Origin of the sequence: Pseudomarimonas salicorniae (genome assembly GCF_023156535.1) — a bacterium.
Taxonomy (GTDB): domain Bacteria; phylum Pseudomonadota; class Gammaproteobacteria; order Xanthomonadales; family Xanthomonadaceae; genus Pseudomarimonas; species Pseudomarimonas salicorniae.
In genome coordinates, this window is the sequence record NZ_JALNMH010000009.1 from 166,250 (window position 1) to 180,125 (window position 13,876).

Below are 13,876 nucleotides of genomic sequence, written 5' to 3' on the forward strand. Positions count from 1 at the left end.
GGGACGATCGCCAGCAAGCTGGCTCCTACATTCGGGTGTTGTGGAAGGTCTTCTTTGCACCCGAACGGCCCCTTCCCGAACCCGAGTCCGGCCGCCGCCTCACAGCGCCTGCGGCAGGCGCGGTCTGAGGGCGAGGTCGATAATCCAGGCGCCAGCAAGGCCGGCAAGGGTGAGGGCCGGCCAGGCCAGTTCGTTCAATGGGGGGACGGCCCATCCGGCCAGCGCCTTGCCGAGGATGGGCGTGGCGCTGCCAAGGCCGGCCAGCAGCATGGCGGTGAGCAGCAGGCCCACCAACCAGGCGTCCAGCGCGCCGCCGGATTCGCGGGCATCGACCCGGGCCTGCATCCGCCGGGCGAAATCCGCCGGCGGCGACGGCGACGGCGCCTGCTGCAGCAGGCGATGGAAATAGGAATGCTGGGGGTCCTGGCCGTGCTCGGCCCCATGAGGATCTCGGAAAGCGTTCATGCGGCCACTCCCATGTCCTGGTTGATGTACCCACGCAGCGCGGCGCGCGCGCGGAACAGATAGTTCTTGACGGTGCCCGGCGGCTGGCCGGTGATCTCGGCGATCTCCGTGATGCTCAGCTCCTCGAGGTGATAGAGGGTGATGAGCGTGCGCTGGATCGGTGAGAGGCGCACGAGCGCCGCCTCGATGCGCTGGCCGAGGTCGGCGCGCATCAGGTCGGCTTCGAGATCGCCGGGGGCGGCGATGTGATCGAGCGGGTCGACCTGGTCATCGCCGTGCTCGGCAATGGCGATCTTTCTGCGCTCCAGATGGCGGCCGGCGACCGAAAAGGCGATCTGGCCAATCCAGGTGGAGAGGCTCGCGTCGTAGCGGAATCCGCCGAGGTAGCGGTGTACGCGAAGAAAGACCTCCTGGCACAGGTCCTCGCAGTCCTGGCGGTTCTGCACCATCCGGTAGACCAGGCTCCAGACCATGCGCTGATGGCGCGTGACCAGACGCTCGAAGGCCTGGGGGCGCCGCGCCAAGACAGCTTCGATGATCGACCGGTCTTCGTCCATTCAGCGTTTGAGCCGGCAACCGCGATTCCGGTTGCATCCCGCCCGTCGGCGCACCCGCGGTCGGGAGCCTGCAACCGAAACCGCACTGGACGTATCTGACTGGCCAAACCCCAACAAGCGAGGCCGCCCCATGCAGTTCGAATTCCTGATCCCGATCGTCTTGTTCATCGCCATCGCAGCGTCGATCAAGTTCGTGATGGAGTACCGCTTCCGCCGCCGGTTGGCGGAAACCCACGCCTCGGAGGATCTGGTCCGTGCCATGCTCGTGGCCGACGAACAGGGTCGCAGGACGGGCGCCCTCAAGTGGGGAATTGTACTGACCCTGGTCGGGTTCGCCTTCGGCTTGATCGACCTGCTCGGCCTCGGCCCTGACGATCCGGCCACCTACGGCTTCCTGATCGGCTCGGCTGGCCTCGGCATGCTGGGTTTCCACTTCTACTCGCGGCAGTCGGGCTAGCTATTCAAGCGCCCTGGATGTCGGCAAGCGGGGCGCGAGGACACGCTGCGGACCGGTCCACCCGGACGGCGCGGCCGCCGCGCTCAGGTGCCGCAAAAGGTCTGCAGGACGCGTTCGGCGGGCTTGGGCGGGCGCATCCAGTCGAGCTGCTCGGGGCCGTCGTCGAAGGGCCGCAGACAGGCGGCCAGCAGATTGTTGAAGGACTGGAAGTCGCCGCCGGTCGCCGCGGCGATCGCGGCCTCGATGCGATGATTACGCGGAATCACCGCTGGGTTGCTCGAGCGCATCCTGCGGGCCGCCGCTTCCGGCGTGGTCCCCTGCGCGGCCAGCCGCTGCCGCCAGCGTGGCAGCCAGGCTTCAAGGACATCGGCGGGCAGCGGGGGCAGCGCCTCGGGCCAATGGGCGCTGTCGAGCAGGTGGGCGAGCTGCCTGAAGGAAAGCGTGTAGTCGAGCTGCTCGCGCTCCAGCGTGGCCAGCAGGTCCTGGATCAGCGCCTGGTCGTCGTCGACAGGCGATTGAAAGCCGAGCTTGAGGCCAATGTGGACCAGCCAGGCTTGCTGGAACTGCCGCGGAAAGTCGTCGATCGGCGCGCGTCCGAGGGCGATGGCGCGTTCCTCGTCGGCGTCGATAAGGGGCAACAGGCATTCGGCCAGCCGGGCCAGGTTCCACTGCGCGATGGCCGGCTGGTTGCTGAAGGCATACCGGCCGCCGCGATCGATCGAGCTGAACACCTTGTTCGACTGGTACTCGTCAAGGAAGGCGCAGGGGCCGTAGTCGATGGTCTCGCCGGAGAGGGCCATATTGTCCGTGTTCATCACCCCGTGGACGAAGCCGATCGAAAGCCAGCGCGCGACGAGGTCGGCCTGGCGGGCGCAGACCCGCTCCAGCAGCGCCAGCGGGGGAATCTCGGCCTGGCGGCAGTCCGGATCGTGGCGATCGATCACCCAGTCGGTCAGCGCGCGCAGCGAGGGCAGGTCCCGGCGGGCGGCAAAGTACTCGAAGGTGCCGACCCGGACATGGCTTCGCGCCACCCTGGCCAGCACCGCGGCCGGCTGGGGTCCGGCCTCGCGCATGACGTGGTCGCCGGTCGCCACAGCGGCCAGGGAGCGCGTGCTCGGCACGCCCAGCGCATGCATGGACTCGGCCACGATCACCTCGCGCAGGACCGGCCCCAGCGCCGCCTTGCCGTCGCCACCGCGCGAGAAAGGCGTCCGCCCGCTGCCCTTGAGCTGCAGCTCGGCCCGGCCTGCGGGCAGCTGCAGGTCGCCCAGCAGCAGGGCCCGTCCGTCGCCGAGCTGTGGCACGAAGTGGCCGAACTGATGCCCGGCATAGGCCGTCGCGTAGCCCTCGCCGTGCGCCGGGGCGCGGGCGCCGCAGAGCAGGTTCGGGTCCGGCTCTGCGGCGGCGGGCCAGCCGCTCTGCTCGGCCAGCGCGGCGTTCCAGTAGAGCATCCGCGGTGCGGGCGCCGGCGCACCGGCCTGGCCGGCGCAGAAGCGACCGCCCAGGGCGGCGTATTCGGGAGGCAGCAGCCAGTTTTCCTCGGAGCTCATCGCCCCAAGGATACGCGCGCCGGCGCGTGGCCTGCGCGAGCCCCGGGCCGCGTGGCACACTGGAATCGTTCTCCGCCTTCCGATGCTGCCGATGAGCCTGCAAGGTGCCCGCTGGCTGGACGAAGTGGTCAAGCTCACCGCGATCCGCGACGTCGAGCTGCTGGAGCTGTCCCTGCTGCACACCCTGCGCGAGTTCCTGGCGCCCGAAGCGCTGTCGCTGTTCCGCCTGGATGCCCAGGGACGTCCGGTTTACGAGATGCGCTGCGGGCGCGAGGGCGCTCCGAGCATCCTTGAGCGGCCGGCCATCGACCCCGAGGTGCTGGCGCTCGCTCGTGACATCGGTCGCGGTGGCGGGGCGTCCTTCCACCACGGGCCGGGACTGGGAGTGTTCGCCGTCTCCGAGATGCGCGGCCTGCCGACCTTCCTCGTGGTGCGCGGCATCGCCGCCGAGGACGTCGCCTCGCTGCGCATGATCCAGGGCTTCCTTCGCTTCTTCGAGAACTACTGCGGTCTGCTCGAATACTCGCAGCGCGACCAGCTGACCGGACTGATGAACCGGAAGACCTTCGACGAGAGCGTCTACAAGCTGTTCGCCGCAAGTCCGCAAGCACTGGCCGAGCCGGGTCCGGTGGCCGAAGAGCGCCGCGGCGGCGGGCATACCGGCGAGCACTGGATGGCCATGGTCGACATCGACCACTTCAAGCGTATCAATGACAGCCATGGACACCTCTATGGTGACGAGGTGCTGCTGCTTGTGGCCCAGCTGATGAAATGCCAGTTCCGCAAGACCGACATGCTGTTCCGCTTCGGCGGCGAGGAGTTCGTCATCATCGCAAGACGCCTCGAGCGCGGCGCCGCGCTGAATCTCTTCGAGCGCCTGCGCAGCGCCATCGCCGCCCAGCGATTCCCGCAGATACGCCAGGTCACGGCGAGCCTCGGTCTGACCCGGGTGGTTCGCGGCACGCCCATCCCGGTGCTGTTGGACCGTGCCGACAAGGCGCTCTACTTCGCCAAGCAGAACGGTCGCGACCGCGTCGCGGTGTACGAGGACCTGCTGGATGAGGGCAAGGTGGCCGAGGCGCAGATCGAGACGGGCAGCGTGGATCTGTTCTGAGCCAGGCTTCCGTTGGCTGCTGAGGAATGGCCGGTCCGGGCGCAAAGAAGACCTTCCACAACGCCCGAATGTAGGAGCCAGCTTGCTGGCGATCGTCCCATCCGGGGCGCCTATCGCCAGCAAGCTGGCTCCTACAGCGGGACCGGGGCGAATGCGAACTTCGCGCCCGAATCGTCCGTCCGATCTCGCGACGGCTACAGGCCCAGCACCAGATCCTCGGCCTCGACCCGGTCGACGCGGATGCGGTTGGCGAACAGGGAAAAAGCGAGCATGCCGGCCAGGCCATTGGTTCGCTTGAGCCAGTGCGGCAGGTAGAGCGGCTCGGCGATGACGCCCTGCTCGAACATCGGCTCGAGGGTGAACACGTCATGCAGGGCCATCTTGCCGGCGAAAAGCAGGTGCGTGAGGTTGAGCCGGCGGTTCTTCAGCGCCCAGCGAAAGAAAGTGTGGATGCTGAGCAGGCCATGCAGGTAGACGGTGTCCTTGGTGAATGCGGTGCCTCCCGTAACCGGGCTGCCGCGGAACACCCGCATCGCCGATGTGAAACTCTCGATCTCGTTCTGGCCGGCGGCGCGGAACAGCTTGAAGACCTCAATGAAGTCGGCCCCGTCCAGGGCCCGGTCGATGGCGATGATGCGCAGCGAGATGCGCTTGAGCCGCTGGATGTCGATGGCGCCGGTGATCAGTTCGGCAAAGGTCGCCAGACCCTCCTGGGTGGCGGTGATCCGCGGCGGCGCGCGGCCGAGGCTCTTGAGGTAGGGCTGCTCACGGCCGTTGAGGGCGGTCAGCGAGTGGACGAAGGCCTCGTGCTCGAGCAGCTGCTGGCGGTCGTACTCGGTGAAACCGGTCGAGGCGCGCAGGCGGATACGCGTGGCGCCGGCCGCTGCCTTCGGCGTCAAGTCCGGGTCGATCAGCACCTGCACCTTGTGGTGGACGAAGAAGTTGTCCAGCGTGTGCTGCAGTTCCTGCTGCATGATCGAGGCCGAGAGCACGTAGTCGGCCTCGTTGATGAAATCGCCGGCGTCGACCTCCTCGGCAAGACCGACGAAATGCCGCGCGGCGTCGAGGTTCGACAGGTCACTGCCGGGCAGGCGGTCACCCGGGCGGCCGAACAGGCGCATCGAGTGCCAGAACATGTCCGGCTTGCCCATCGACTGCAGCAGGTCGGCGGTGACCTGATAGCTGATCACGGTGCGGCGCAGGTATTCGCCCAGGGGGTGCCCGGGATCGGCGGCGTCATGGATCGCGCCGAGCTCTTCGTGGACGGCGCTGAAATCACGTCGCGGATACTCGACGTGGGGCAGCTCGGGCTGGCCCGCGTGCCAGCGTTCAAGGAAGCGGTCGCGGACCCGGGCCGGCCAGCTGACGTCGGTCATCAGCTTGATCGGTCTGACCGCCTCGCAGAGCCGGGCGTCGAGCGCGGCATGGTGTTCGACATGGGCGTCCATCGCCAGCCTCCGCGCCCGGTCGGGGCGCGCCTTGACCGATGATGCGCCAATCCGACCTTGCAGCGAATGGTCCCTTCGGCCACCCCGCCAGGGGCGGGAGACTCAGTGCTGCCCGTACTTGTCGTCGAGCCGCTTGTGCAGGGCGCGGGTCTGCACGCGATCGCCCTGCCGTTTAGCGCGCTGCGCGGCCTGGGCCTGGCCGGCCTCGGCCAGCTCGCCGTGCAGCTTGAAGTACTGGGCAAGGCGCCCGGCATCCAGCGCCCCCGACTCCAGCGCCGCGCGCACCGCGCAGCCGGGTTCGCGGTCGTGGCGGCAGTCGCGGAAGCGGCATTCGCCTGCGAGCTTTTCGATGTCCTCGAAACCACCCTCGGCGAGGTCCTCGTCGCCGGTCAGCTTCAGCTCGCGCATGCCGGGGGTATCGACCAGGCAGGCGCCGCCGGGCAGCGGGATCAGCGCCCGGTGCGTGGTGGTGTGGCGGCCGCGAGAGTCGGTCTCGCGCACCGCGCCGGTCTTCTGCCGCTCGATACCGAGCAGGGCATTGGTCAGGGTCGACTTGCCGGCACCCGAGCTGCCGACCAGCACCAGCGTGCGGCCTGGCAGGGTCCACTTCTCAAGCGATTCCCGCGAAGCCAGCTCGCGGGCGTTCAGGGCGACGATGGCGATGCCCTGCCCCTCGATTGCGGAGAGCTCAGCCAGCCGGGACTCGAGGTCGGCGCAGAGATCGCGTTTGGTGAGCACCACCACCGGCTCGCTGCCGCTGGCCCGCACCAGCATGACGTAGCGCTCCAGCCGACGCGGGCTGAAGTCACCGTCGAGGCCGCAGACCACCAGAACGGTGTCGACGTTGGCAGCGATCAGCTGGCGCTGATAGTGCTCACCGGCAGCGCCGCGCGAGAGCAAGGCGCTGCGCGGCAGCAGCTGCAGGATCTGGTCATGCACGGGATCGAGCAGGACCCAGTCACCGACCGCGGCGCGCGCCTCGGGATCGATGTTGCGCCGCGTCCAGGCCGAGGGCGACCCGACCGCAAAGTCATCCCCGCCCTCGGTGACCCGGTAGCCCGACCGGTGCTGCTCGACCACCCGTGCCAGCCGACCCTCCGGCCGCTGCCGGTCGAGCCACTCTGCGGCAGGCAGGTCATCGCGCCAGCCATAGCGACGGAGGGGATGGGACGATACGGGGCGGGCTTCCATGGCGGCAGAGTGTGGGGCCGGCCACCGCCGCGCGCCAGCCTTGCCGCGTTCACCGGACGGCGACCGCCGTGCCCTACCCTCTTCTCTGCTCAAGCGGAGGCCCGCCATGCGCGCCAGACTGGAAAGAACGCTTCTATGGGTGGCCGGGCTCGGCTTCGTAGGCTTCGGGCTCGCCTTCCTGGTCGCACCGCTGCGCACCCTGGCCGAGGCCGGCATCGAGATCGAGGGCGCGCTGGCGGCCGTGGAGCTGCGCGCGTTCTACGGCGGCCTGGAGCTGGGCCTCGGCAGCTTGCTGCTGGCCGCGGCGCTGCGCGAGGAGTACAGACGCGCCGGCCTCTGGCTGTGCCTGGCCTCCTATGGCGCGATCGGTCTCACCCGCGCCGCGGGCATGTGGGTGGAGGGGGTGAGCACGCCGTTCCTGTGGTTCGCCGTCGCGGTGGAGATCGGCCTCGGGGCCGGCGCCGCCCTCGCCCTGCGTTCGAACCAGGCCATGCGCTGAGCCCTGCGCTGCATGGCAGCATGAGCAGCGCTCATGAGCAGAGGCCGGGCATGCCCGTTTTTCGCCACAAATTGCCCGGCGCAGGGGGCAAATCTGCGGTAGTCTCCGCCTTCACGCACCGTCTACCCCCGCCGCCATGTCGCACCGCACCATCCCGACCAGCCAGCGCCTGCTGGACGTCCGCTACGAGATCCGCGGCGAGCTGGCCCGACGGGCCCGCGACCTCGAGGCCCAGGGTCGGAGGCTGATCAAGCTCAACATCGGCAATCCGGGCGCCTTCGGCTTCCGTGCGCCGGCGCATCTGCAGGCTGCGATCACCGAGCACCTCGAGGCGTCCGACCCGTACTGCCACCAGCAGGGGCTGGAGGAGTCCCGCCTTGCCGTGGCCTCGCAGCACATTCGTCGCGGAGCGCAGGGGGTGAGCCCGCAGCGGGTATTCATCGGCAACGGGGTCAGCGAGCTGATCGACCTGTCCCTGCGCGCCCTGCTCAATCCCGGCGACGAGGTGCTGCTGCCGAGCCCCGACTATCCGCTATGGAGCGCGGCCACGATCCTCAACGGCGGCACGCCGGTCTACTACGACTGCCTGCCGGAGAACGGCTTCCAGGCGGACCCGGCGCAGATCGAGGCTTCGATCACGCCGCACACCCGCGCCCTGGTCCTGATCAATCCGAACAACCCCTCCGGCGCGAGCTACTCGCGCGAGCTGCTGGGTCAGCTGGTCGAGATCGCCCGGCACCACCGCCTGCTGCTGCTGGCCGACGAGATCTACGACGGCATCGTCTACGACGGCGCCGCCTTCGAGCCGATCGCCCCGCTGGCTGGCGATCATCCCTGCCTGAGCTTCGGCGGCCTGTCCAAGGTGCACCGCGCCTGCGGCTACCGGGTCGGCTGGGGCGTGCTCTCCGGGGATCCGGCCCGCGCCGCGGAGTACCAGCACGCGCTCGACCTGCTCGGCGCCCTGCGCCTGTGCGCCAACGTGCCCGGCCAGTGGGCGATCCCGGCAGCGCTGAACGGGCCGGACACCATCGGCACGCTGACCGCCCCCGGCGGACGGCTGTATGAATCCCGGCGTGCGGTCATCGAGGCCTGCGAGCGATCAGCCTTCCTCTCGCTGGTCGCGCCGGCCGGCGCGCTGTACGCCTTCCCCGGCGTCGACGTGGACAAGGTCCCGGGCTTCGATGACCATCGCTTCGCACTCGACCTGCTGGAATCCGAAGGCGTGCTTATCGTGCCGGGATCGAGTTTCAATGTGCCCTATCGCCACCACTTCCGCGTCACCCTGCTGCCCGAGGCCGAACAGGTGCGCGAGGTCTTCGCCCGCATCGAGCGGGCCCTGTCGCGCTGGGCGCCGGCCGACAGCAGCCGCCATGTGGCCTAGGCTGCTGGTCCTGATGGCCATGCTGGGTACGATCGGCGGCCAGGCCCAGGCCCGCGAGCCGCTGCGCTACCTGGCGCTCGGCGATTCCTACACCATCGGCGAGGCGGTCGAGGAAGGCGGTCGGTGGCCGGTGCAGCTGGTCGCCCGGCTCGGTCGTGACGGCATCGCGGTCTCCGAACCGAGGATCATCGCCCGCACCGGCTGGACCACCGACGAGCTGAGCGCCGCCATGGATGCCGCCGAGCCGCTCGGCGAGTGGGACTTCGTGACCCTGCTGATCGGCGTCAACAACCAGTACCGCGGGCGCAGCATCGAGACCTACCGCGAGGAGTTCCGCGGCCTGCTCCGACGCGCGATCGAACTGGCCCGCAGCCGCCCCGAGCGGGTCATGGTGCTGGCGATACCTGACTGGGGGGTGACCCCGTTCGCCGCGGATCGCGACCGGGCGAAGATCGCCGCCGAACTCGACGCGTACAATGCAGCCGCAGCGGAGATCAGCCGCGAGCACGGCGTCGCCTTCGTCGACACCGCGCCGATCAGTCGGGCGCGGGGTGCCGAAGCGGAGATGGTGGCCAGCGACGGCCTGCATCCCTCCGCCGCGCTCTACGCGCTCTGGGCCGAGGCCGCCCACCCGGTAGCCCGGGACCTGCTCTCGCGCTGAACCCATCGTTTCAACCAGGAGTCACCCATGAGCCTTGATCCTGCGCTGCACCAGCGCATCGAATCGCTGCTTTCCAGCCACGATGTCGTGCTGTTCATGAAGGGGTCGCCGCAGGCGCCGCGCTGCGGCTTCTCGGCCAAGGCCGCCGGCATCCTCGATGGCATGGTCTCCGGCTACCACACCGTCGACGTGCTCGCCGACCCGGAGATCCGCGAAGGCATCAAGGTCTACGGCAGCTGGCCGACGATCCCGCAGCTCTACGTCAAGGGCGAGCTGGTGGGCGGGTCGGACATCATCGAGTCGATGCTCAACGACGGCCAACTGCACCAGCTCTTCGGGCTGCCTGCGCCGGACCGCACGCCGCCGAAACTAGGCATCAGCGAGCGCGCCATCGAGGCCATTCAGAACGCGATGGACGACACCGAGGAAGGCATCGGGCTGCATCTGTCGGTCGACCCCCGCTTCAACGCGCAGTTCCAGCTGAAGCCGATCGAGGGCCACGAGATCGTCGCCCTGGCCGGGCCGATCAAGGTCTACCTGGACCTCGCCAGCGCGCCCCGCGCCCAGGGCATCGAGATCGACTGGGTCGACGGGCCGCGCGGCTCGGGCCTGTCGATCCACAACCCGAACGCACCGCCGCCGGTCGGCAGCATTGGCGTCGCCGACATGGACCGCCAGGCCCGGGCCGGCGAACTGACCGTGATCGACGTGCGCAACCCAGGCGAGCGCGCCGCGGCCAGCCTGCCCTTCCCCCACGAGGTGCTCGACGAGGACAGCCACGACCGCCTCGCCGCCCTGCCCAAGGACCGACCTCTGGCCTTCCTCTGCCATCACGGCATGTCCTCTCGGGGCGCCGCCGAACACTTCCGCCAGCTGGGCTTCACCCGGGTGCTCAATGTCGAAGGCGGTATCGACCGCTACGCCCAGGACGTCGACAGCAGCGTTCCGCGCTACTGAGTCCCGCCTTCCCGGGGGATCGGCCGCACATGACAAAGCTTGGGGGTTGCGTTAGCTTGTGGGCGTAGCTACATGATTCTTGTGTGATTTGCAACATTGCCCCGCCGGCACGAAGGTCGCTCAAGACGGCCGCTGTGCGGCGGGACACCGACAGGGAGGACAGGGCATGCGGATCCTGATGGTGATCGCGGCCACCACCTTGCTGGCCGCCTGTGGCGGTCAGGAAGGTGCTGCCGTATCTGCCTGCAAGGCAGAGATCGCAAGCAAGCTGGAGGGCCAGAACTTCGCCCTCGACGAGGCCGACATGGCGTCCAAGGCCACCGTCGAGACCGACGGCATCCTGCGCATCCAGTCCGGCATCACCTTCGACCCCGGTCTGCCCAAGGAGGTCAAGCAGACCTTCGACTGCAAGGTGCGCATCCGCGACGGCGAGGCCGAGGTCATCTCGCTGCAGTTCATCTGGTGACCCCCGCGGCCCGGGCCGCACCAGTCCCCGACTGCCTTATTCGTCGAAGCGCAGATGGCGCACCGACTTGCCATGGCGGCGGATGAGCCTGAGCGCCTCGATGCCGATCTGGATGTGTGATTCCACGTACTGCTCGGACACCTTCTTGTCGCTGGCCTCGGTCTTGACGCCCTCCGGCACCATCGGCTGATCGGAGACCAGCAGCAGGGCCCCGGCCGGCAGCTTGTTGGCGAAGCCGGCGGCGAACACGGTGGCGGTCTCCATGTCGATCGCCATGCAGCGCGTCTTGCGCAGGTATTCCTTGAAGGTGTCGTCGTGCTCCCAGACCCGGCGGTTGGTGGTGTAGACGGTGCCGGTCCAGTAGTCGTGCTCGAGGTCGCGGATCATCGTCGATACCGCACGCTGCAGCTGGAAGGCCGGAAGCGCCGGGACCTCGGGCGGCAGGTAGTCGTTCGACGTACCCTCGCCACGGATTGCGGCAATCGGCAGGACCAGATCGCCGAGCTGGTTCTTGCGCTTGAGTCCGCCGCACTTGCCGAGGAACAGGACGGCCTTGGTATCGATGGCCGTCAGCAGGTCCATCACCGTCGCCGCGTTGGCGCTGCCCATGCCGAAGTTGATCATGGTGATGCCATCGGACGTGGCACTGGGCATCGGCTTGTCGCGGCCGACGATCTCGGCGCCGATCTGCCGGGCAAAGATTTCCAGATAGCCACCGAAATTCGTCAGCAGCACGTGCTGGCCGAAGTCTTCGAGCGCCACGCCGGTATAGCGCGGCAGCCAGTTCTTTACGATCTCGTCTTTGGTCTTCATCCGTGCATTCTGGCGCGAGCGCCCGCTGACCGGCAATCGCCCCGCCCGGCGTGGCGGCGCGTGTAGAGTAGGCGATGGCCCGAGCAGGGGAGCACGGTGGCCACCCGCGCGCCTTCCACCATTCGCGAGCACCGCCACGACAGCCCGCTCGGCAGCTGGCGGGTGGCGCTGTGTGAGCCCTCGCCGGCACTGGCCCCACTGGTTGCGGCGCTGTGGTTCGGCGAGGGCGCGGTGAGCTACCAGCGCGACCGCATCCTGCCCAACGGGCAGAGCTTCCTGCTGATCAACCTCGGTCCGCCGCAGTATCTGGTCGACGAGGCAGGACAGCGCCGCCCGTTCACGGACATCTGGTACTCGGCCCAGCGGCAGACCCCGATCGACACCGAAGCGCCCCACGGCCAGCGACTGCTCGGCGTGGCCCTGCACCCGGGCGCCACCCATGCCCTGTTCGGCCTGCCGGCGCATGAGCTGAGCGGCCGGATACTGGCCCTCGACGACCTGCTTGGAGACCGCGTCCATGCGCTGCGCCAGCGCCTGCTTGACCTGCCCGACGACGCCTCGCGATTCGCCCTGGTCGAGCGCTGGCTGCAGTCGCAGCCGGGCACGGCGCTGCCGCCGCACTTGGGCGAGGCGCTGCGACGCATCCGGCGCAGCCAGGGTCAGCTCGAGGTGGCGCGTCTGGCCGGAGAACTCGGGCTCAGCCGCCAGCGATTGGGCGGCCTGTTCAAGGAGCACGTTGGCCTGCCAGCCAAGACCCTGTCCCGCCTGCAACGCTTCCACGGAGCACTGGCCCTGCTGCAAGGCCGCGAGCGCGTGCCCTGGGTCGAGCTGGCGGCGCACTGCGGCTACTACGACCAATCCCACCTGATCCGCGATTTCCGTGCGTTCTCCGGCTATGCACCGGGCGAGTTCCTGCGCCGCGCCAGACCCGACGGCGGCAGCGTCGTCGTCGCCTGACATTTTTCCAAGACCCCGCCGCGGCGCGGCGGCATGCTTCTCCGCACACTTGAGCAAGAGGACACCGCCATGCCCGAACTCAATCTCTGGGCCGTACTGGTCGCCGCGCTCGCCAGCTTCCTCCTCGGCGGACTGTGGTACTCCCCACTGCTGTTCGCCAAGGCCTGGCAGCGCGAGGCCGGCCTCAGCGACGAACAGCTGCAGAGCGCCAACATGGGCATGATTTTCGGCCTGGCCTTCGTGCTCTGCCTGATCGCCAGCTTTGTCTTTGCCCTGTTCCTCGGCCCGCGGCCGCCGCTGGCGCTTGGCCTCGGCGCCGGCTTTGCCGCCGGACTGTGCTGGGTCAGCGCCAGCTTCGGCGTGAACTACCTGTTCGAGCGCAAGAGCCTGAAGCTGTTCCTGATCAACGGCGGCTACCACACCCTCCAGTTCACCCTGATCGGCCTGGTCCTCGCCCTGTGGCCGGCGGCGCCGGCGGCCAGCTGAGGTATCACCATGAAGATCACCCTCAAGGCCGAGCAGGCCTACGATGAAGCCAGCGCCCAGCGCGAAACCGGAAAATCGCTGGGTGAGTGGTTCGGCGTCCTCGACGCCGCCGGCGGCCCCGCCAAGGGTCGGCGCGAACTGGGCCAATTGCTGCTGGTCACGCACAAGCTGCCGCCGTGGTGGGCTTCGACCATCCTCGGTCTGTACGAGGCCGCGCATGGCCAGATGGAGAGGGACGGTCGCCTCAAGGGCTACTCCATCTGCTCCACCAAGAGCGTCAAGGCCACGCCGGCCGAGTGCTACGCGATGTTCGAAACCGCAGAGCAGCTGGATCGCTGGCTGGGGCCGAAGCACGAACTGTCCCTGGAGGAGGGAGGCCTGCTGCGGAACGGCGACGGCAATCGCGCCACGTTTCGCAAGATCAATCCCGGCAAGTCGATCCGCATGCTCTGGCAGCAGCCCGGGGCCGGCGAGGACACGCCGGTGGAAATCAAGTTCGCCCCAGCCGGCGCCAAGACCACGGTGATGGTCACCCACGAACGCCTGCAGACCCGCGAGGAGGCCGATGGCCTGCGCGCAGCCTGGGGCAGCGCGTTGGAGCGGCTGAAGGCGCTGGTCGAGGGCTAATCAGGGCGCGAAAAGCAGACCTTCCGCAGGACCCGCCTGTAGGAGCCAGCTTGCTGGCGATCATCCCATCCGGGGCGCCTATCGCCAGCAAGCTGGCTCCTACACACGCAACGGCGCTGCCAGGTCCGGTTTGCTCCGCAAAGCAGACCTTGCCGCAGTCAAATTGTGGGAGCGCCCTTGGGCGCGACCGCGGCGCTACGCATTCACCACCGACCGCGGCCAGAGCGGATTTCCGCGGTCGCGCCCA

16 protein-coding genes are annotated in these 13,876 nt (G+C 68.7%); 10 read left to right on the forward strand and 6 right to left on the reverse strand.

The window, feature by feature from the left end; genetic code table 11:
* Window positions 1-99: 99 nt before the first annotated feature.
* A complete protein-coding gene (locus M0G41_RS11925) occupies window positions 100-465 on the reverse strand; it encodes a hypothetical protein (RefSeq protein ID WP_248209471.1) in 366 nt (121 codons plus the stop codon).
* On the reverse strand, window positions 462-989 hold the full coding sequence (locus M0G41_RS11930) for an RNA polymerase sigma factor (RefSeq protein WP_248209472.1): 528 nt from the start codon (window positions 987-989) through the stop codon (window positions 462-464). The genes M0G41_RS11925 and M0G41_RS11930 overlap by 4 nt, the downstream gene beginning before the upstream one ends.
* Before the next feature lie 163 nt (window positions 990-1,152).
* On the opposite strand from M0G41_RS11930, the gene M0G41_RS11935 reads away from it, so the two are divergent.
* Complete coding sequence (locus M0G41_RS11935; protein WP_248209477.1) at window positions 1,153-1,479, forward strand: hypothetical protein; 327 nt, start codon at window positions 1,153-1,155, stop codon at window positions 1,477-1,479.
* An 83-nt stretch (window positions 1,480-1,562) separates the two neighbouring features.
* Here the strand turns inward: M0G41_RS11935 and M0G41_RS11940 are convergent, their stop codons facing one another.
* Window positions 1,563-3,029, reverse strand: a complete 1,467-nt coding sequence (locus tag M0G41_RS11940; protein WP_248209480.1) for a protein adenylyltransferase SelO — start codon at window positions 3,027-3,029, stop codon at window positions 1,563-1,565.
* Window positions 3,030-3,120: 91 nt separating this feature from the next.
* Between M0G41_RS11940 and M0G41_RS11945 the strand changes: the two genes are divergently transcribed.
* Window positions 3,121-4,143, forward strand: a complete 1,023-nt coding sequence (locus M0G41_RS11945; protein WP_248209482.1) for a GGDEF domain-containing protein — start codon at window positions 3,121-3,123, stop codon at window positions 4,141-4,143.
* 194 nt (window positions 4,144-4,337) lie between these two features.
* Here the strand turns inward: M0G41_RS11945 and M0G41_RS11950 are convergent, their stop codons facing one another.
* Both M0G41_RS11950 and rsgA read right to left on the reverse strand, forming a co-directional pair.
* Complete coding sequence (locus M0G41_RS11950) at window positions 4,338-5,591, reverse strand: peptidase MATCAP family protein (RefSeq protein ID WP_248209485.1); 1,254 nt, start codon at window positions 5,589-5,591, stop codon at window positions 4,338-4,340.
* Window positions 5,592-5,693: 102 nt separating this feature from the next.
* Complete coding sequence (gene rsgA, locus M0G41_RS11955; protein ID WP_248209487.1) at window positions 5,694-6,782, reverse strand: ribosome small subunit-dependent GTPase A; 1,089 nt, start codon at window positions 6,780-6,782, stop codon at window positions 5,694-5,696.
* 106 nt (window positions 6,783-6,888) lie between these two features.
* Between rsgA and M0G41_RS11960 the strand changes: the two genes are divergently transcribed.
* From M0G41_RS11960 to M0G41_RS11980, 5 genes are all read left to right on the forward strand, one after another.
* Complete coding sequence (locus tag M0G41_RS11960) at window positions 6,889-7,281, forward strand: DUF4345 family protein (RefSeq protein WP_248209490.1); 393 nt, start codon at window positions 6,889-6,891, stop codon at window positions 7,279-7,281.
* Window positions 7,282-7,417: 136 nt separating this feature from the next.
* A complete protein-coding gene (locus tag M0G41_RS11965) occupies window positions 7,418-8,662 on the forward strand; it encodes an aminotransferase class I/II-fold pyridoxal phosphate-dependent enzyme (protein ID WP_248209492.1) in 1,245 nt (414 codons plus the stop codon).
* A 19-nt stretch (window positions 8,663-8,681) separates the two neighbouring features.
* A complete protein-coding gene (locus M0G41_RS11970; RefSeq protein WP_248209661.1) occupies window positions 8,682-9,323 on the forward strand; it encodes an SGNH/GDSL hydrolase family protein in 642 nt (213 codons plus the stop codon).
* A 27-nt stretch (window positions 9,324-9,350) separates the two neighbouring features.
* Window positions 9,351-10,280 (forward strand): Grx4 family monothiol glutaredoxin, encoded by a 930-nt coding sequence (grxD, locus tag M0G41_RS11975; protein ID WP_248209495.1) that lies wholly within the window; start codon window positions 9,351-9,353, stop codon window positions 10,278-10,280.
* A 166-nt stretch (window positions 10,281-10,446) separates the two neighbouring features.
* Window positions 10,447-10,746, forward strand: coding sequence for a hypothetical protein (locus M0G41_RS11980; RefSeq protein ID WP_248209499.1), 300 nt, complete (start codon window positions 10,447-10,449; stop codon window positions 10,744-10,746).
* Window positions 10,747-10,782: 36 nt separating this feature from the next.
* On the opposite strand, the gene M0G41_RS11985 is transcribed toward M0G41_RS11980, so the two are convergent.
* Complete coding sequence (locus M0G41_RS11985; RefSeq protein WP_248209500.1) at window positions 10,783-11,559, reverse strand: AMP nucleosidase; 777 nt, start codon at window positions 11,557-11,559, stop codon at window positions 10,783-10,785.
* A gap of 96 nt (window positions 11,560-11,655) precedes the next feature.
* Here M0G41_RS11985 and M0G41_RS18850 point away from each other — a divergent pair, with 96 nt between their 5' ends.
* From M0G41_RS18850 to M0G41_RS12000, 3 genes are all read left to right on the forward strand, one after another.
* The gene (locus M0G41_RS18850; protein ID WP_248209503.1) at window positions 11,656-12,516 is read left to right on the forward strand and encodes a helix-turn-helix domain-containing protein; all 861 of its coding nucleotides are present in this window, start codon (window positions 11,656-11,658) and stop codon (window positions 12,514-12,516) included.
* Window positions 12,517-12,585: 69 nt separating this feature from the next.
* Window positions 12,586-13,002, forward strand: a complete 417-nt coding sequence (locus M0G41_RS11995; RefSeq protein WP_248209504.1) for a DUF1761 domain-containing protein — start codon at window positions 12,586-12,588, stop codon at window positions 13,000-13,002.
* A gap of 9 nt (window positions 13,003-13,011) precedes the next feature.
* A complete protein-coding gene (locus M0G41_RS12000) occupies window positions 13,012-13,629 on the forward strand; it encodes an SRPBCC family protein (protein WP_248209506.1) in 618 nt (205 codons plus the stop codon).
* Window positions 13,630-13,876 lie beyond the last annotated feature (247 nt).

Coding starts and splice junctions, on each gene's coding strand:
- M0G41_RS11980 (WP_248209499.1), top strand. CDS start 10,447: ATGCGGATCCTGATGGTGATCGCGGCCACCACCTTGCTGGCCGCCTGT.
- M0G41_RS11925 (WP_248209471.1), bottom strand. CDS start 465: ATGAACGCTTTCCGAGATCCTCATGGGGCCGAGCACGGCCAGGACCCC.
- M0G41_RS11940 (WP_248209480.1), bottom strand. CDS start 3,029: ATGAGCTCCGAGGAAAACTGGCTGCTGCCTCCCGAATACGCCGCCCTG.
- M0G41_RS11995 (WP_248209504.1), top strand. CDS start 12,586: ATGCCCGAACTCAATCTCTGGGCCGTACTGGTCGCCGCGCTCGCCAGC.
- M0G41_RS11950 (WP_248209485.1), bottom strand. CDS start 5,591: ATGGACGCCCATGTCGAACACCATGCCGCGCTCGACGCCCGGCTCTGC.
- M0G41_RS11960 (WP_248209490.1), top strand. CDS start 6,889: ATGCGCGCCAGACTGGAAAGAACGCTTCTATGGGTGGCCGGGCTCGGC.
- M0G41_RS12000 (WP_248209506.1), top strand. CDS start 13,012: ATGAAGATCACCCTCAAGGCCGAGCAGGCCTACGATGAAGCCAGCGCC.
- M0G41_RS11985 (WP_248209500.1), bottom strand. CDS start 11,559: ATGAAGACCAAAGACGAGATCGTAAAGAACTGGCTGCCGCGCTATACC.
- grxD (WP_248209495.1), top strand. CDS start 9,351: ATGAGCCTTGATCCTGCGCTGCACCAGCGCATCGAATCGCTGCTTTCC.
- rsgA (WP_248209487.1), bottom strand. CDS start 6,782: ATGGAAGCCCGCCCCGTATCGTCCCATCCCCTCCGTCGCTATGGCTGG.
- M0G41_RS11935 (WP_248209477.1), top strand. CDS start 1,153: ATGCAGTTCGAATTCCTGATCCCGATCGTCTTGTTCATCGCCATCGCA.
- M0G41_RS11970 (WP_248209661.1), top strand. CDS start 8,682: ATGCTGGGTACGATCGGCGGCCAGGCCCAGGCCCGCGAGCCGCTGCGC.
- M0G41_RS11965 (WP_248209492.1), top strand. CDS start 7,418: ATGTCGCACCGCACCATCCCGACCAGCCAGCGCCTGCTGGACGTCCGC.
- M0G41_RS11945 (WP_248209482.1), top strand. CDS start 3,121: ATGAGCCTGCAAGGTGCCCGCTGGCTGGACGAAGTGGTCAAGCTCACC.